Source organism: Citrobacter freundii complex sp. CFNIH4, assembly GCF_002934505.1.
Taxonomy (GTDB): Bacteria; Pseudomonadota; Gammaproteobacteria; order Enterobacterales; family Enterobacteriaceae; genus Citrobacter; species Citrobacter freundii.
In genome coordinates this window covers 1,245,408-1,263,617 of the sequence record NZ_CP026231.1, presented here as the reverse complement: position 1 = coordinate 1,263,617, position 18,210 = coordinate 1,245,408, and the positions used below count along the sequence as shown (strand labels likewise).

12 protein-coding genes and 2 pseudogenes are annotated in these 18,210 nt (G+C 47.3%); 13 read left to right on the top strand and 1 reads right to left on the bottom strand.

What is annotated here, in order from left to right:
• Window positions 1-371: 371 nt before the first annotated feature.
• The 9 genes and pseudogenes from C2U41_RS06355 to C2U41_RS29935 all read left to right on the top strand — a co-directional run bounded on the left by C2U41_RS06355 (window position 372) and on the right by C2U41_RS29935 (window position 12,445).
• Window positions 372-4,271: a hypothetical protein gene (locus C2U41_RS06355; protein WP_103849017.1), complete on the top strand. Its 3,900-nt coding sequence runs from the start codon at window positions 372-374 to the stop codon at window positions 4,269-4,271.
• A 4-nt stretch (window positions 4,272-4,275) separates the two neighbouring features.
• A complete protein-coding gene (locus C2U41_RS06350) occupies window positions 4,276-6,714 on the top strand; it encodes a hypothetical protein (protein WP_104427095.1) in 2,439 nt (812 codons plus the stop codon).
• Between the two features lie 51 nt (window positions 6,715-6,765).
• A pseudogene (locus C2U41_RS06340) lies at window positions 6,766-7,903 on the top strand (IS3 family transposase).
• Between the two features lie 319 nt (window positions 7,904-8,222).
• On the top strand, window positions 8,223-9,179 hold the full coding sequence (locus C2U41_RS06330) for a matrixin family metalloprotease (protein WP_231501070.1): 957 nt from the start codon (window positions 8,223-8,225) through the stop codon (window positions 9,177-9,179).
• Window positions 9,180-9,184: 5 nt separating this feature from the next.
• Entirely contained in the window at window positions 9,185-9,796 is a 612-nt protein-coding gene (locus C2U41_RS06325; protein ID WP_003836702.1) for a hypothetical protein, read from the top strand.
• Between the two features lie 225 nt (window positions 9,797-10,021).
• Window positions 10,022-10,099 (top strand): annotated as a pseudogene (locus tag C2U41_RS30060) (hypothetical protein); the annotation flags it as partial.
• Between the two features lie 71 nt (window positions 10,100-10,170).
• Window positions 10,171-11,339, top strand: a protein-coding gene (locus tag C2U41_RS06320) for an IS3 family transposase (RefSeq protein ID WP_100216202.1) whose coding sequence is annotated in 2 segments (ribosomal slippage) — window positions 10,171-10,420 and window positions 10,420-11,339 — 1,170 coding nt in all. Because the reading frame shifts where the segments join, the coding sequence is not laid out codon by codon here.
• A 15-nt stretch (window positions 11,340-11,354) separates the two neighbouring features.
• Complete coding sequence (locus C2U41_RS06315) at window positions 11,355-12,254, top strand: IS5 family transposase (RefSeq protein WP_104427094.1); 900 nt, start codon at window positions 11,355-11,357, stop codon at window positions 12,252-12,254.
• Complete coding sequence (locus tag C2U41_RS29935; RefSeq protein WP_308457696.1) at window positions 12,236-12,445, top strand: hypothetical protein; 210 nt, start codon at window positions 12,236-12,238, stop codon at window positions 12,443-12,445. The genes C2U41_RS06315 and C2U41_RS29935 overlap by 19 nt, the downstream gene beginning before the upstream one ends.
• A gap of 295 nt (window positions 12,446-12,740) precedes the next feature.
• Here C2U41_RS29935 and C2U41_RS06300 read toward each other — a convergent pair whose 3' ends face one another.
• The gene (locus C2U41_RS06300; protein WP_003036289.1) at window positions 12,741-12,962 is read right to left on the bottom strand and encodes a hypothetical protein; all 222 of its coding nucleotides are present in this window, start codon (window positions 12,960-12,962) and stop codon (window positions 12,741-12,743) included.
• A gap of 97 nt (window positions 12,963-13,059) precedes the next feature.
• Between C2U41_RS06300 and C2U41_RS06295 the strand changes: the two genes are divergently transcribed.
• From C2U41_RS06295 to C2U41_RS06280, 4 genes are all read left to right on the top strand, one after another.
• Window positions 13,060-13,263 (top strand): N-acetyltransferase, encoded by a 204-nt coding sequence (locus C2U41_RS06295; protein ID WP_049016426.1) that lies wholly within the window; start codon window positions 13,060-13,062, stop codon window positions 13,261-13,263.
• Window positions 13,264-13,507: 244 nt separating this feature from the next.
• Window positions 13,508-14,824: a shikimate transporter gene (shiA, locus tag C2U41_RS06290; protein WP_003036285.1), complete on the top strand. Its 1,317-nt coding sequence runs from the start codon at window positions 13,508-13,510 to the stop codon at window positions 14,822-14,824.
• 118 nt (window positions 14,825-14,942) lie between these two features.
• Window positions 14,943-16,397 (top strand): AMP nucleosidase, encoded by a 1,455-nt coding sequence (locus C2U41_RS06285; RefSeq protein WP_003836722.1) that lies wholly within the window; start codon window positions 14,943-14,945, stop codon window positions 16,395-16,397.
• Between the two features lie 16 nt (window positions 16,398-16,413).
• Window positions 16,414-18,192, top strand: a complete 1,779-nt coding sequence (locus C2U41_RS06280; RefSeq protein ID WP_046670476.1) for an aminopeptidase P family protein — start codon at window positions 16,414-16,416, stop codon at window positions 18,190-18,192.
• Window positions 18,193-18,210: the final 18 nt, after the last annotated feature.

The window sequence follows — 18,210 nt, the reverse complement described above, 5'->3', positions numbered from 1 at the left end:
GAAGGCCGATAATAGAAAACTGTTTTTGCGATTCAAAGGATTATGACGGTTCAGATAAAAGAAATGCGGCACAGCTTCCGGCTCGGACCTTCTCCGGAGAAGTATCTGCGATAGCGCAAAGGCCAAATTAGTTCAGATGTGACACCCGGCAATTAGGCAAGAGAAAAAAGGACGAAAACGCGTTTACAGAGAACATATGACCTAAAGTAACAATATGACATCAAGACTAATCATAACGTCACAAAATATATCATGTTCATTGATTTATAAAGAAAAATTAACCACATCTATTGCAATGTCATCCGAGCAGCGTAACATGAATTGTTGAAATATTAGTCGTCGAAAAGTCGAGATAATAGATGAGGTGATATGTGAATCCCCCTTTACTGCGTTCCTATAATGCCGTTATCGAACATACGTTATCCCAAGCAAAAAGATCCAGAACCACGAAACACATTGCCGGTTTTTGTCAGTTACAGGGGCCCACGGGCAGTGGAAAAACTAGCGCTCTCTACCGTTCTAGCTTCGCCGATAACACCCCTCCGGCGTTGGAGACAATAAAAAAATCAGGCTCTCAGGCCATTCTGGTTACCCATCGCTGGAATATACTCCACGACATTTACGAAAAAACAGCTTCGCATGAAGACAGCAATGGAAAACCATTTAACGTTAGTGTGCTTTACGCGCAGGATGAACAAATTGTTTCTGCAATCGAGGTTACGCCGCTACCTCATGAGAAAGATATTTCCGCAGATTCACTTCCGGATCCCTTTAATTCCATCAACGAACTTGAGGAAAAAAACTTATTTGTCGCCCCAGATATTGCAGACAAACTGCGTAAGAATTGCAGGAATATCCTATATATCAATAAATCATTGAAAGTATACCCGGCACATTTACGTGCAGCTATCGCCAGTGAAAAAGAGGCGTTAATAAAATCATGTGCGGCAGTTGAGATATCGATAATTCAAAATATCAAATTGCTGGAAAAAGAAGTCAGGAAACAAAAAGAAAAATATGGTGAAGAACATGAACTCTTACAGGCCGCCAAGCAACGAGTTGATGACTTCCGTCGTCATGCCTGGGTTAGACGCATTCTGCCCGCCATCGCCTGGCGCGACGAAAAACAACACCTGCTGATTATGACAACCCAAAAGCTCGTTTCATCATTTTACGATGGGCGGCGCAAAGTACGAATGTCCAGCAAAGAGCTGCGCAATTATGTCATTTTTATTGATGAATTTGATTATCAGGCTGAGGTACTACAGGAATATCTGGCGCAAGCTCAATGGGTTCAGGAACCGCCTGAATGCTTGGGGCAGTTACTCGAGGGGGGACGCAGATTACTGCAACGAATGCAATATGTTGAAACAGCACCTGCACCGATGATCCGTGAACGTCTTGGGACATTTCTTAACGAACTAGATAACGCCTTAAAAGGAAAAAAAATTGATTTAACACATGCCAGATCACTAGTAATTCCTCTGCAACGATATCTGGATAATAAACCCTTCGGTGAACATTATTTATTTCGCTCCGATCAACTGGTAACCAGTGAGCGCCTTATCATGCGACAGGCTGAACATGGCTACGAAATTATCAGACCAGATTCCTCATTTCAGGATAACGATCAGGCTATCGACATCAGTGATTTTTTGCGCCTGATGGAAAAGTTTATTCGAAAGTTCAGTCTGATGTTAACGGACCTGACAGCCAGCGAAGATGAAACGTATGAATACATCAAAAAGTTAACCCGACTTCTGTTCGACCCGGTTAATGACTACAGACCGTCATATTATGGTTCAACCCTGCCAAATATGTCTCGTTTTTTGTTACCACGTACCGATCTGCCTGAACTGCGGGAACTAAGAAAAAGTAATATTTTGCCCAATACACATGCCAGTATTTTTGGGTTAACTAACTGGTTGCTGAAACAAAATGTTGTGGATACCGATATCGATCCATTACGAATACAGATCAAGCGTGCGTTCTTGCCAACAACAGCAGAAGGTTTACTACTGTCATTAGCCAGCCGTAATCTCGTTTTTGCACTGTCGGCCACATCATATATTGAAAGAGCCTGCAACCACTTTGATGTCCGGTGGATAAACTCAGCCTTACGCTATATTGCAGAAGCACGTAACCCTACAGTTACGGAAAGCTTTCTTGGAACTACTTTTGAAAACCGACCTGATTCCTGGTTTAAAGAACCGATTCCCTACGTTCAGACCGATGATGACCTTCAGTTACAAAATACCGCGATTGAAGAAATCAATAGCAGCAAGGAAAGCATCAGAAAGACACAACTGAATACTGAGATCCATGATTTTAATAGAACAAAGAACAGCCCGCATTCAGCCGATCTTCTCGCTTCTCTGCCCCCCGATTTTTTCCAGAATGATGATGAACCTTCAACAGATTTCGAATCAGAGTATCGCCAGAATATTCTACTTAAACTACTTGATGTGCTGGATCTAGCAGGAAAAAGGCCTCAGCACCGAGGGCATCTGGCTTTTGTTAATTCCATATCTTATTTAAGAAAATGGCTAACCACTGCAATAGCGACACAAAGCAGAGATTGCCTCACATGGTTAAAGCTGGATCCGCCTTTATCCGACAATCTTCTGCTAAAGAATTTTACTGATGTATTTATCCCGTTGACTATACATAACGAGCCCGCACTAATCTGTCTGTTAACCGCAGAATGTCAGAAAAAAAAGGGCTTCAGTGATGCCTATCAGGCTGCATTTGCTTCCCGACGTATTGTTATTGTGCTGACACAAACAGCCTCTGCCACCAACGGTATAAATCTGGATTTCAGCCTACCTGAATCCGGCAAAAATATGGATTTGACCTGTTTATATTTACTGGAATCACGGCATTTTTACTTTTCCGCTTTCCAGACTAGTGCAGATAGCAATGATGATATGGCACATGCAGGCTTCCAGTTACGCAATCTGGAAAAACTACTACGAGCAGGGGAAATTTCACGTAAACAGCATCAGCGCTTTATCCTGCCACTGATGTTGAACAGGAAGAACGAAATCTCCCGGTTAAACGGAGAGTATAAGAGAACCAGCGATTATATAAAAAATACGGCAGCCAATGTTCAACAGCAGGTTGGTCGTATTGAGAGAGCCTGGTGCGAAGTACCCAACGCTGAGATTCACCTTGATGCTGAACTAGCAAAAGACCTGTCCCGCTTTGCTTCATTACCTATCTATACATCAAATCGTCGACAGCTTTCGGCACTCAATCGTCAATTACTGGATACACTTCGGGAGCGTGATGAACTGACACAGAATAATTTCTTCAGCCAGCTCATGACGCCGACACAGCCTGGAAAACTAGCAGTGGATTATATCGATCAGCGACTAGTTCCTGCTATTCGGTTGTTACGGGAACAGTCAACACCAAGAGATGACATCCCATTACTCTGGCGACAACTCGGTAAAGCAGTACTTCAACATGATTTAGCCTGGAAACCGGGAAAAAACGCTTTCGACATTGATCTTGAATTATATAAATGGGCTTGCTTTGAAAAACCGAAATTAGCTAATACTGACGGCAAAATCTGGTACTCCCCACAGACATGGCAGTTTTTTGACAAAACAGCAGAAGGGCTGCGCCAATACAACCCTCAGAAACTGTATCAGTATATTCAACGTCATCCTGTCATTACTGACTGGTTCAACCGTAAGGGTTACAGAACGTCTATTATGCCCTTCGCGAACGATTTGGAAGAGCGTTACGCATTTCATCCACTAGTTATACAACGCCTACTGATGGGACGTCTGGGAGAAGAAGCTATCCGGGCACTTCTTTATTCAGAGAGCATCATTACCACCAGCCAAGTGAGCAATCACCGGCTTTTTGAGCAGTATGATTTCAGCATAAAAAATTCTGATTATCGTGTGGATGCTAAGTTTTGGAGACAAGATACTCTTGATAAGGCAGATGAAGAATATCAACGATGGTTGGCATCTGGCGCAAATCAAGAGCATACCCCTCTGGGTCTGAGTAAAAAACTGGCACAAATTCGCGCTATCGAGGGTAATAAAACCAAATTGGTTATCGCCAACTTTGTTGCTCCACATGCTGATAGTCAATTACTGGGTTTCTCTCACCAATTAACCCCTGTTCAAAATCCTTATGAGGCGGACATTCTGATTCTCGGCGGATGCGTGACCCCAGACACCATTTCAGTGGAAACACCCGGATTCGGGCAACTCAAAAAAATCATCAATCAAAACATTATGGAAAGAGCATAACATCATGGCGAAACGTAATGACGAAATAATCCGTTCTCTCCCTCTTTCACACATGATCTACCGGGACAACGAGATCGATCGGGAGAAAGCTGAAAAACTAGTTGTCTATCATTATCCGTTAAGTAAAAACTATCGCTGGAATGAATGGCAAAGCCGAATTGATGATGAGTTAGGCAGTCGTTATTATCCTTATTTGATGAAATCTCATAAGGATCAATTTGGACTATACGTTGCTTTGGACTCAGAGCAAGACAAGCCACCAATAATAAAAAATGGTGATGGGATTATTGTTGAGCCAATGCGTGTCCATTACGAGGCTATGCTGAATCCAGTATGGATCCGACTTATCATGCGTAAAGTCTCCGCCTTTGGTTCACATTGCAAAGGTAGCCATACACTGGGATGCCCATTACTACAGACCGACGTTTGGAAAAGTAAGAATAGTTGCGGTATCAATGCAATTAGTCTGGACTGTCGCACTCAACAAAGAAGCGATAAAAATATCACTGAGGTTATATTATTTCATAAAAATGTCCCACTACGTCCAGTCGATATAAAAGACGAATTATTTAATATTCATCAACCATTATGGATTTATGATAAAAACAATGTTCTTGCCCGCTGGAAAGCGGAAGAAACGACAAAACCTAAATCTCAAATTTACCGGGAGGTAGCCAAAAATAAAGATAAACGCAAGCTACGCCCTTTTCTCGACCTTTCGTCTTCAACCTCACTCAAAAATAGCTGGCCTTGGATCCTTCAACCCGTTCAAAATGAATTTATTGAGCAAGCAAGAAAATTTGGTTTCGGATTATCTCCAATAGTACTTAAGTTACGCCCTTTACCGCTTAAAACAAAATTCAAAACAGCTGACAAGGCTAAATTCCCAAGTGTACAGCTTGACAGAGAGATAAAGATTCTTGATTTACGTTTTTCGAAAAATGTATCCCCACAATACATTGTTAATAACATTCAGTCGTTGCTGAATGAAAAATATCCTGATGCACGCATGTCATTACTACCTGATATAGAACCGGATCAGATTGTGAACATAGAAATTGATGGATCACAGTGTCTACTTGTTTTGCTGGATCAGACCCCGGGTATCATTGACGATCGCTATCCATTGACACAAATATTAAGAACAAAAGCTGCCTGCCAGCATATTAATGTTAATCCTTTTGATCTCACAGTCGACCCAATTACGGATAACTTACTAATAGAACAGTCTACCCCTGACGGTGACACGAGGCTTATTCCTGCCACAGATTCTCGTTACTATGATTATAGTATCAGTGATTTTGAGAAAAAACCGGTTCAAGAATCTTTGGCACGTAATGTTGAAATTGTATATAAAGAATTAGCCCTGAAGCATTTGCTGCTATGCAATGAGACCAAAATTAGTGTGACGCTTCCGCAGCAGAAGGATCTACTCACTAGCAGTCTCGCTGTAATCACTAATGGCTGTTTGTTTACTGTTAAACAAGACCGCCCAATAATATTACCTTTCCACCCAGCTATGCCAGATGCTGTTTCAGCCTGTGATAATATACTCTGTTCATTTGATACCTCTGTAACAGCACTACTCGCTTTGCTTAACGAAAAATGGCCTTACCATTATCGCCCCCAAGATATTACACAAGGGATTTGGAATGAAGCAGAGAAGTTGACCCGATTTATTAATCGGTTGACGGTGATAATTCACAAAACGGAAGAAGTGACTATCCTCCTTCAGGATCCACAATATGGAGCACCTCATATGCTTCCGGAGAGATTAAACGATTTAATGACTATTCTGGATTCTCAACGGCAACAACTCCCTCTTAATAAATGGTTATTACCTGAAATGGATGAACTAATGTTTCATATAGACCAACTTACTGAAGAAAGTGAATTATCCGATGCAAATAAAAATACGTTACTTCGTGAATTAGAGTTGTTGTGTGACCTATGGAAATGTGCTTTAAGAAAATATTATTCCGACAATGAATTCAATATCACTTATGATGTTTTAAAAAATTATGTTTTTTCCCAATGGCCTGAAAGGAAAAATGCGCTTATGGTGGCAGTCGCTAAAAAATCAGTAAAAAGAGCCAGTACATCATTAATAGCATCATGGAATAAATTATTATCTCGTGTCTTCGATTTACCTTTAGGCGATCCTCGCAACTGGCTCAAGAACGTACCAGGTATTACACGACTCTGGCATGATCCAGAGCAAAATTACGTCATTGTTGGCAGTCTTTCATCCCCTCAACCCATTATTCAACGACAACCCAGTATTCGCCAATGGCATGCATTGCAGGGTGAACTTAATTCCGAACTTCTTGCCGGACTAGTTGATGTTGATTGGGTCAGAATGAATCAACTAGCGGGCAATCCCTGTGTGGCTACGCTTGTGCGTCGATGGAAGGAATGTCAGGTTCAGCTGGATGTGGACTGACCCCACCCCGGTAGACGATCCTGCCCTATAGTTTGGGCATAGGGGGAGCATATGGGCACACCACGATTTACGCCTGAATTTAAGGAAGAAGCCGTCCGTCAGATAACGGAACGCGGTTATTCCGTTGCCGAAGGATCTGACCGTCTGGGCATTTCTGCGCACAGCCTCTACAAGTGGCTACGGGCTATCAAGCCTGATAACAGCGAACAACATGCCCGGGATTTACTGGAAGTCAAAAGCGAAATCCTGAAACTACGCGCGCAGCTAAAACGTACCGAAGAAGAACGGGATATCCTGAAAAAGGCCGCGCGGTACTTTGCAAAGGAGCCCGACTGAAGTACCGCTTTATCAATGAACACCGCACTGTATGGGGTGTGATGACGATGTATCTGGTACTGAATGTCTCCCGGGCCGGGGTCTATGCATGGCTGCACAACCCGGTCTCGGCGCGTGATAAAGATAACCAGTGTCTGCTGATGCTTATCCGCGACGCCTATTCACTGAGCGGAGACGTTTACGGTTACCGGCGGGTTCATGGCGATCTGAACGAAATCGGGGAAACCTGCGGTAAAAACCCCGGGTGGGCCGCATCATGCAACTGAACCGGATTAAAGCGGTACGCGGCTATAAAGCGCCACGTCGTATCGTCGGCAGACCTTCAGTGGTCGCTCCTAATCGCGTGCAGCGGCAGTTTACCGTTGTCCGGGCCAATCAGGTCTGGGTCACCGATATTACTTACATCCACACCTGGCTGGGATGGTTGTATCTGGCGGTGATTATCGATCTCTTCGCCCGTAACGTGGTCGGCTGGTCGATGAAGCCCTCTCTCTCACGCGAACTGGCGCTGGATGCACTGATAATGGCCGTCTGGCGTCGAAAACCGGACGGTGAGGTCATCGTACATAGCGGTCAAAGTAGCCAGTATGGCAGTGACGACTGGCAGCGCTTCTGCCGGGTCAATAACCTGGCTCCGAGTATGAGCCGGCGTGGCAACTGCTGGGATAATGCGGTGGCCGAATCGTTCTTCAGTTCACTGAAAAAAGAACGTATCAGGAAGAGAATATACAAAACCCGGGATCTGGCCCGGGCGGATATCTTCAATTACATTGAAGTGTTCTACAACCGTGCCCGGCGCCACAGTCATCTCGGCGGCGTCAGTCCGGAGGCCTTCGAACAGGCCTCGTCGTGAGGACAGAACTTGTCCACTGTCGTGGGGTCAGTCCATAAATGACTCCGAGGTGTCTGTTAAACCTGTGGCGATTCACTTAACAAACTGTAAACCCGACAAAGCAACCATAATGCTTCTGTATTATTGACGATGATATGTATATTGCATATATATCCACCTTCGAATTATACAATAGCCCATCTTAATTAATACCTTATCATAATTTCAACATTGAATACCTGCCAGGACAATCTATTCTAGTTAATGGTATATGGTGAATTTATAATTTTCGCCATATTTTTCCATTAACATCATTATGTCCATTAATATTAAGGAGAAAATGATGAAAACACTTAACTTTCTCTTAGTTACATACTTAACTGTCATACCTATTGCATCAGTAACCTCTGCGACAATAAAACCCACTGACGAACTAATTGAACAGGCAAAGGTAATAAGTGATATTAATGATGTAAAACTTAGCCATAAGGTTGTAAGAAATGGCTTTGAGGAGTTTAAAAAAACGGTCTATAAAGAACCATTTCCTGGTGGTGTTTATATTGTTAATGGTGATACCCCTATTGCTAATGAATCTGACTTGCGAGAGTTTTATGAAAGAGAACTTGCAGCCAGTTGGAAAAGTGTTTTATTCGGTTTTAATATAAATGAAAACACATTGCTTATTGTTGATGCCCCACAAGGGAATATAAGTAAATGGGACAACGTAACAAAAAGGAATCTCACCTATTGTGTAAGTACCTCGTTTGGAGAGAAATATGACACCGTCGTAGCAGCAATGCTTGATGCAGCTAAAGCATGGTCAGATGCAAGTGATGTAAGATTTATACATTCTTCATGGCTTGACCCACTTTGCAATGAGAATACAACTGATGTCATATTTGATGTTCGGCCTGTAGATGTCAATGGACAATACCTTGCACGTGCGTTTTTCCCAAGATACGAAAGATTACAACGAAATGTTCTTATCGATAAATCAGCGCTGAATCTTTCACCTGGAAAGTTAACCTTGACCGGCATACTCAGACATGAACTAGGACATACGCTTTCATTTAGGCATGAGCAAACTCGCCCTGAAGCAGGCAAATGTTTCGAGGACAAGGACTGGAAACCTTTAACTTCATATGATGGGTTTTCAGTAATGCATTACCCTCAATGTAATGGACTGGGTGACTGGTCCCTTAATTTAACAGAAAAAGATAAAATAGGTTCTGCATGCCTTTATGGCCCAGTTCCCAATGCTGTTTTTGATCCTACCGTATGTTCAATAAAAGGGTGATTATAATGAAATTATTACCATTCCTATTTTTAATTAGTATGCCACTATCTGGTATTGCTGCACAGGTGCCTAATAATGATTTAAAGGTAGATGGATACGATTCAAAAGGATTCCCTAATTTTGATAAGAAAGACCTTGGGTCTGCTTTAAGTTCTGGTGGCCAGTATGGAAGGAAAAAAATTGCACAATGGGGTGATCCTCTGACACCACCGCAAACAAGAACAAGATGTATAGGTGAAGCATGGGGTAACTGGCCATGGGGAGGAGAATGGCGTACCTGCAACCAGTGGGCAACTGATTACCGGACAATGCAGGTAGAAGTATATATGAATGGAATTGGTCCCACAGATCTTTCAGAAGCCGCGCGCAGCGTAGTGGAAAACATAGTAGCTACGTGCGTTGGTCTCTCCTCCGCTGTTGCAGTTGCCGCACTTTGGGCTACACCATCACCAGAACCAACTGCCCGAGTTGCTGCGGCATATGCAGGCGCATCTGCCACTTTTACTGGATGCCTTTCCGGTAAGGCTGCTGAACTAACTGCCGTTGGCCTGGCTACGGCTGCAATAAAACTGGCCTTTGAACAATCCGCTGGGTGGTCAAACTGGAGTAATGAATAAAATAATAGCCGGCCAAGTATCAATCTTTGATTATTTTCACTCTAACCTTAGCCAAAGCTGGCTTTTAAGATACCCCTTTTACTCTAAAAAAGAGTAAAAGGGGTCAGTCATGAAAACATTAATGTTATAAGCCGGCTTGTAGCGTCATTCTTGTTAGGGAAGGTGCGAACAAGTTCCTGATATGAGATCATCATATTCATCCGGAGCGCATCCCAGAGGGACATCATGAGCCATCAACTCACCTTCGCCGATAGTGAATTCAGCACTAAGCGCCGTCAGACCCGAAAAGAGATTTTCCTCTCTGTAGTGGTTTACTGAATTTGGCCACCTGAACAGAGGTGATATGCTCACCTCAGAACATTACAGGTGCCTCAATGAAAAAAAGAAATTTCAGCGCAGAGTTTAAACGTGAATCCGCTCAACTGGTCCTTGATCAGAACTACACCGTTGCAGCTGCGGCCAGTGCTATGGATGTGGGTCTTTCTACCATGACGCGATGGGTAAAGCAGTTGCGGGATGAACGACAGGGCAAAATACCTAAAGCCTCCCCTATAACCCCGGAACAGATTGAAATACGTGAGCTGAAGAAAAAGCTACAACGCATTGAAATGGAAAACGACATATTAAAAAAGGCTACCGCGCTCTTGATGTCAGACTCCCTGAACAATTCTCGTTAATCGGGAAACTCAGAGCGCAGTATCCTGTGGTCACACTCTGCCACGTGTTCGGGGTTCATCGCAGTAGCTACAAATACTGGGAGAAAAGCGCCGAAAAGCCAGACGGCTGGCGAGCTGTGTTACGCAGCCAGGTTCGGGAGCTGCATAACATCAGCCATGGCTCTGCTGGCGCAAGAAGTATCGCCATTATGGCAACCCTGAGAGGCTTCAGAATGGGACGCTGGCTTGCTGGCAGGCTCATGAAAGAACTGGGGCTGGTGAGTTGTCAGCAGCCTACCCACCGGTATAAACGTGTTGGTCATGAACACATCGCTATCCCGAATCGCCTTGAGCGACAGTTCGCAGTGACAGAACCTAACCAGGTGTGGTGCGGCGATGTGACGTACATCTGGACAGGCAAGCGTTGGGCTTACCTTGCAGTTGTTCTCGATCTGTTCGCAAGGAAACCAGTGGGCTGGGCAATGTCATTCTCGCCGGATAGCAAGCTGACCATCAGAGCGCTGGAAATGGCGTGGGAAGCTCGCGGTAAACCAGCCGGAGTGATGTTCCACAGTGACCAGGGTAGCCACTATACAAGCAGGCAGTTCCGGCAGTTACTGTGGCGTTGCCAGATCAGGCAGAGTATGAGCCGACGTGGAAACTGTTGGGACAACAGCCCGATGGAACGCTTCTTCCGTAGTCTGAAAAACGAGTGGGTGCCAGTGACAGGTTATATAAACTTTAGCGATGCTGCTCATGCGATCACAGACTATATCGTCGGGTATTACAGCTCGCTAAGGCCGCATGACTATAACGGTGGGTTGCCCCCAAACGAATCGGAAAACCGATACTGGAAAAACTCTAAAGCCGTGGCCAGTTTTAGTTGACCACTACAATCCCGCATGGAGCAGATTCTGCCATGGCAGAATATGACCGCTGTCATCGAGCCGTTTTATCCCAAGGCGGGCAATGGCCGACGGCCCTATCCGCTGGAGACCATGCTGCGTATTTACTGCATGCAGCATTGGTACAACCTGAGCGACGGTGCCATGGAAGATGCCCTGTACGAAATCGCCTCCATGCGCCTGTTTGCCCGATTATCCCTGGATAGCGCCCTGCCGGATCGCACCACCATCATGAATTTCCGCCACCTGCTCGAGCAGCATCAACTGGCCCGTCAATTGTTCAAGACCATCAATCGCTGGCTGGCCGAAGCAGGCGTCATGATGACCCAAGGCACTTTGGTGGATGCCACCATCATTGAGGCACCCAGCTCTACCAAGAACAAAGAGCAGCAACGCGATCCGGAGATGCATCAGACCAAGAAAGGCAATCAGTGGCACTTTGGCATGAAGGCCCACATTGGTGTCGATGCCAAGAGTGGCCTGACCCACAGCCTAGTTACCACCGCGGCCAACGAGCATGACCTCAATCAGCTGTGTAATCTGCTTCATGGAGAGGAGCAATTTGTCTCAGCCGATGCCGGCTACCAAGGAGCGCCACAGCGCGAGGAGCTGGCCGAGGTGGATGTTGACTGGCTGATCGCCGAGCGTCCCGGCAAGGTAAAAACCTTGAAGCAGCATCCGCGCAAGAACAAAACGGCCATCAACATCGAATACATGAAAGCCAGCATCCGTGCCAAGGTGGAGCACCCGTTTCGCATCATCAAGCGGCAGTTCGGCTTCGTGAAAGCCAGATACAAGGGGCTGCTGAAAAACGATAACCAACTGGCGATGTTATTCACCCTGGCCAACCTGTTTCGGGTGGACCAAATGATACGTCAGTGGGAGAGATCTCAGTAAAAACCGGAAATAACGCCAGAAATGGTGGAAAAAATAGCCTAAATAGGCTGATTCGATGTGTTTGCGGGAAAAAAATCGGCCCAGATCCGCGAAATTTTAATCAGCGAGTCAGCTTGGGAAGAAATGACCTGCTTATTCGCACCTTCCCTAACTCCAACATCAGGAACTTCTTTCCCAAAGGAAGAGCATGAAAGAATTTTCTCATCAGAGAAAGTAAAAGAAATATGCAGTATCAATTCGCATCTAGATAGAGTTTCTTATAAAAGCGGGCAATATAGTTTTACAGGCTTTGGCCGAGGCTTTGTCGATTCGTGTGTCGGCAGATATAGCATTTAAAAAGTCAAAAAGCTGCTCCGGTTATTGAGGCCTTAACGTCCGCTCCTCGCTCAAAGTTGCCCCTCAGCTCCACGCCAGCTGCTGAACAAACGCATCCGTGTAAGTGCACAATTTTCATGTGCCACTAAAGCAGTGTGTTCCCATCGACATTCAGTCAGCTTTATACGCCTGCCACTCGCGCCAGACATTCTCAGGATCAATATCGCGGTAGCCACGCTCTCTGATTATATCCTCGGCTGCTTCGGCCGGCAGGCGGATGGCTGTAGCACCATCGCGAATGGACTCAACCTCATCGCGGGTCAATTCCCGTCCTATGTCCTGTTCTTTATCAATCAGGACTACGATCAACGCAGGGATAAAAACAATCTTCATACTGACAAGCCTCTGAAATATTCGCATCCCACTGTATCACTGACAGTTTTGATATAATTTAGTAATCGTCAATTTATTACCAGGACGGGAATCATTCATGACATTACAAATCCGTGACGCCACACCGGCCGACGCGATGTTGCTTAATGCGCTGGGATACCGCATCTACCGCGCACATTTTGAACAAAAGGCACTGGAGCTTCGCTTATATGTCCACGGAGATAACGGGCGTGCGATTCGTGCTTATGAGCGATGTGGTTTCACTGAATCTCCGTATACCATTATGAAAGTGGGTTTATAGCTTCCCCAAATACAGTACTCCTAATGCTCCGCCTGAAATCAGAACACTCCTGACAGGCCACGATTCCACCTGATTCAGATTTTTCATTCATCTTATTTTTCATGTTGCCATCAGATGAGGGAGATAATCGTTTTCACTTCCCGTCTGTCGCGGTAATCTCATAACGGTCGTTAATATTGCGACTGCAATGTGTGTAACCCAACTCAAATACTAATAACTAAAAAACAGTACAGACAGGATAACTATGGATTCCACCCTCACCTCCACGGGTCCCCAACAGGACGCCTCTTCGCTTAACCGCGCCCGACGCGCTGCGCTTGGCAGCTTCGCGGGTGCCGTGGTCGACTGGTATGATTTTCTGCTTTATGGCATTACTGCCGCACTGGTCTTTAACCGCGAGTTCTTCCCGCAAGTCAGCCCAGCGATGGGGACACTTGCCGCATTTGCTACCTTTGGCGTCGGATTTTTGTTCCGTCCGTTAGGCGGGGTGATCTTCGGCCACTTCGGCGATCGTCTGGGCCGTAAACGTATGCTGATGCTCACCGTCTGGATGATGGGTATTGCCACTGCGCTGATCGGGATTATTCCCTCTTTTGACACCATTGGCTGGTGGGCTCCCGTTCTGCTGGTGACGCTGCGTGCTATTCAGGGATTCGCCGTTGGCGGTGAATGGGGCGGCGCAGCGTTGCTCTCGGTCGAAAGCGCGCCGAAAAATAAAAAAGCCTTCTACAGCAGCGGCGTTCAGGTTGGTTACGGCGTCGGACTGTTACTTTCTACCGGTCTGGTCTCGCTGATTAGCTCGCAAACCACCGATGAGCAGTTCCTGAGTTGGGGCTGGCGTATTCCATTCCTGTTCAGCATCGTGCTGGTATTGGGCGCGTTGTGGATGCGTAACCGAATGGATGAATCGGCCGAATTCGAACAGCAGCAGCAGGCACCGCAACCAGAGAAAAAGAGACTACCGGTAGTCGAGGCATTAATCCGTCATCCAGGGGCGTTTTTGAAAATTATCGCTCTGCGCCTGTGTGAACTGCTGACGATGTATATCGTCACCGCGTTTGCCCTTAATTACTCCACGCAGAATCTGGGCTTACCTCGCGAACTGTTTCTGAATATCGGGTTGTTAGTTGGTGGACTGAGCTGTCTGACCATCCCCTGCTTTGCCTGGCTCGCCGACCGCTTTGGTCGCCGGCGCGTTTACATTACTGGCGCACTGGTCGGGACGCTTAGCGCATTCCCGTTCTTTATGGCGTTAGAAGCGCAATCCATTTTCTGGATCGTGTTCTTCGCGATTATGTTGGCCAACATTGCACACGATATGGTGGTCTGCGTACAGCAGCCTATGTTTACCGGTTTGTTTGGCGCAAGCTATCGCTACAGCGGCGCAGGCGTTGGTTATCAGGTAGCAAGCGTAGTTGGCGGCGGTTTTACCCCCTTCATTGCTGCTGCACTGGTAACATTCTCCGGCGGAGACTGGCACAGTGTAGCCATTTATCTGATGGCGGGTTGTCTTATTTCCGCGACTACAGCATTGCTGATGCGGGATAAGCAGCACGGTTAAGCCCGGGTGCGGAGGCCGTCCGGTCTTCGCACAATCTTCCTCAACGTCTGACTTTTGTTTCACATTCCTGTGACATACTATCGGGAGAGCAGTACATCTGTGAAACAAGGAGACAGACATGAACAATAAGGGCTCCAGCCTGACCCCAACTCAGGCACTGGATAAACTGGACGCGCTGTACGAGCAGTCGGTTAAAGCACTGCGTAGCGCCATTGGTAAGTATATTGAAACAGGGACGCTCCCTGATGTAATCGCCCGCCATAACGGTCTTTTTGTTTACCCATCACTGTGTGTCACCTGGGATGGCATCGCCACCAATCCCCCGAAAACCCGAGCCTATGGTCGTTTTACCCATGCGGGCAGCTACACCACTACGATTACCCGTCCGTCGCTTTTTCGTCCGTATCTTGAAGAACAGCTCACGCTGCTGTATCAGGATTATGATGCGCATATCTCCGTCGAGCCGTCGCAGCATGAAATCCCCTATCCCTATGTGATTGACGGTTCAGAACTGACGCTGGATCGCTCGATGAGCGCCGGATTAACGCGCCATTTCCCCACCACTGAATTGTCGCAGATTGGTGACGAAACGGCAGACGGGATTTTTCATCCGGCGGAATTTTCTCCGCTGTCTCACTTCGATGCCCGACGCGTGGATTTTTCGCTGGCGCGACTACGTCATTACACGGGAACGCCGGTTGAACATTTTCAACCTTTTGTGCTGTTCACCAACTACACCCGCTACGTCGATGAGTTTGTGCGTTGGGGTTGCAGCCAGATCCTCGACCCGGACAGCCCATATATCGCGCTTTCTTGTGCGGGCGGGATCTGGATCACCGCCGAAACCGAAGCGCCAGAAGAAGCCATCTCCGATCTCGCCTGGAAGAAACACCAGATGCCCGCCTGGCATTTAATCACGGCTGACGGTCAGGGGATCACGCTGGTCAATATCGGCGTTGGCCCGTCTAACGCCAAAACCATTTGCGATCATCTGGCCGTACTGCGTCCTGACGTCTGGCTGATGATTGGTCACTGCGGTGGTCTGCGTGAAAGCCAGGCGATTGGCGACTATGTTCTGGCCCACGCTTATCTGCGTGACGATCACGTTCTGGATGCCGTACTACCGCCGGATATTCCGATTCCGAGCATTGCGGAAGTACAACGCGCCCTGTATGACGCCACCAAAGAAGTCAGCGGTATGCCCGGTGAAGAAGTTAAACAGCGCTTGCGTACCGGTACTGTCGTCACCACCGACGATCGTAACTGGGAGCTACGCTATTCCGCTTCTGCGCTGCGTTTCAACCTCAGTCGCGCGGTGGCTATCGATATGGAAAGCGCCACCATCGCCGCTCAGGGATACCGTTTCCGCGTTCCGTACGGCACGCTGCTGTGCGTTTCCGACAAGCCGCTGCACGGTGAGATCAAACTACCTGGTCAGGCCAACCGTTTTTATGAAGGTGCTATTTCTGAGCATCTGCAAATAGGTATCCGGGCTATCGATCGTCTGCGTGCTGAAGGCGACCGACTGCACTCCCGTAAATTACGTACATTCAACGAACCGCCGTTCCGTTAAGACCTGAAGGTTAGCTATGCACAACTCAACTCCTCTTTCCGCCCTGCGCAACCTGCTGATAGCGCAGGGGCTGGATGGCATGATTGTTCCGCGCGCCGACGCTCATCAAAGCGAAGATTGTACGCCGCATGACAATAAACTGGCCTGGCTGACCGGATTTAGCGGCTCTGCCGGCCTCGCGTTGGTCCTTCAGGACCGTGCGTTAATGTTTGTCGATGGACGCTATCAGGTCCAGGTACGCAATGAAGTCTCGCTGGATGATTTTGAAATTCATCATTTACACGATGAACCGCTGGCCGACTATTTGCAGTCTCACGTTGCAGCGGGTACACGTATCGGCTTTGAACCGCTGCTGATGGTCAACAGCCAGTTTGAAGCCTTGTCGGCAACTCATTGCGAGCTGGTACCTCTTGAGCAAGATCCTTTTGACCAGGTGTGGCTTGACCGACCGGCAGCCCCCTGCGGCATCATTCGTGAAATGCCCATTGAAATCAGCGGGGAAAGCAGCACGCAAAAGCGTGCCCGCGTCGTGGAACAACTCGCTCAACATGAGGCTGACGTACTGGCAATTACCCTGCCGGATAACATTGCCTGGCTGTTGAATGTACGCGGTTCAGATCTAGCTATGGTGCCAGTACCGTTTTCGTTTGCCCTGCTCCATCGCAGCGGTGAGCTGGAATGGTTTGTGGATAGCAACAAAACGCAGCAACTCCCCGTATCACTGCTAAACACGCTCACGCTGGCCCCGCAAGAGAGTTTCCTGGTACGTTGCCAGCAACTGGCCAGTGGGAAACGCTTCCTGGTCGATAAAGACTACGCCCCGGTTGCGTTGCGTTTTGCCATTGAAGAACACGGTGGCAACGTCTTATGGGCCCCTGATCCCATCACCTTGATGAAAGCCCACAAAAATGACGTTGAACTGGCGGGCTATCGGGAATGCCATGAACAAGATGGCGCAGCCTGGGTTAATTTCCTTGCCTGGCTGGCCCATGAAGTCCCTTTGCGCGAAGCGGCTGACAATCCGGTCACCGAACTGGAAGCCCAGGCAAAGCAACTGGAATTTCGCCAGCAGCAGCCGGGATTTATTGAGCAAAGCTTCAGCACGATATCGGCCTCTGCCAGCAATGCGGCGATGTGTCATTACCACTCCAGTGAAAAAACCAATACGCCAATTACCTCGCAGGCCATGTATCTGAATGATTCCGGCGGCCAGTACCACAATGGTACGACGGATACGACGCGTACCTTCGCGTTTGGTCCACAGGATCCGCAACGTCGTCTGCATTACACCGCCGTGCTGAAAGGCTTTTTGTCGCTTATTTCACTGCAGTTTCCCAGCGGCACTCAGGGCCATCAACTGGATGCCTTTAGCCGTCGGGCGTTGTGGGATTTAGGCCTGGATTTTGATCATGGAACAGGACACGGCGTAGGCCACCAGTTGCTTATCCATGAACAACCCCATCGCATTGCCAAGAAAGTAAACCCCTGGCCTCTGGTCGCGGGCAATATCATCACTATCGAACCGGGTTACTATCTGGCCGGGCAATATGGGATCCGTATTGAGAACCAGGTGGAAATAATCAACAGCCGCCCTGGCTTCTGTCGTTTCTCAACGCTGACGCTGGTGCCGATTGATTTGAATCTGGTTGAACTGCATCTATTGAGTGAAGCTGAAAAGCAATGGATTGATGATTACCACCAGCAAGTCAGAGAGACGTTATCCCCTCGCGTGAATGCAGAGGCTCGTCCGTGGCTGTTCGCAGTCACCGCGCCGATTCGCGTTCAGGCTAATTAATGCAATAAAAAAGGCAGC

Coding starts and splice junctions, on each gene's coding strand:
- C2U41_RS06325 (WP_003836702.1), top strand. CDS start 9,185: ATGAAATTATTACCATTCCTATTTTTAATTAGTATGCCACTATCTGGT.
- C2U41_RS06350 (WP_104427095.1), top strand. CDS start 4,276: ATGGCGAAACGTAATGACGAAATAATCCGTTCTCTCCCTCTTTCACAC.
- C2U41_RS06300 (WP_003036289.1), bottom strand. CDS start 12,962: ATGAAGATTGTTTTTATCCCTGCGTTGATCGTAGTCCTGATTGATAAA.
- C2U41_RS06280 (WP_046670476.1), top strand. CDS start 16,414: ATGCACAACTCAACTCCTCTTTCCGCCCTGCGCAACCTGCTGATAGCG.
- C2U41_RS06285 (WP_003836722.1), top strand. CDS start 14,943: ATGAACAATAAGGGCTCCAGCCTGACCCCAACTCAGGCACTGGATAAA.
- C2U41_RS06315 (WP_104427094.1), top strand. CDS start 11,355: ATGGAGCAGATTCTGCCATGGCAGAATATGACCGCTGTCATCGAGCCG.
- C2U41_RS06295 (WP_049016426.1), top strand. CDS start 13,060: ATGACATTACAAATCCGTGACGCCACACCGGCCGACGCGATGTTGCTT.
- C2U41_RS06330 (WP_231501070.1), top strand. CDS start 8,223: ATGATGAAAACACTTAACTTTCTCTTAGTTACATACTTAACTGTCATA.
- shiA (WP_003036285.1), top strand. CDS start 13,508: ATGGATTCCACCCTCACCTCCACGGGTCCCCAACAGGACGCCTCTTCG.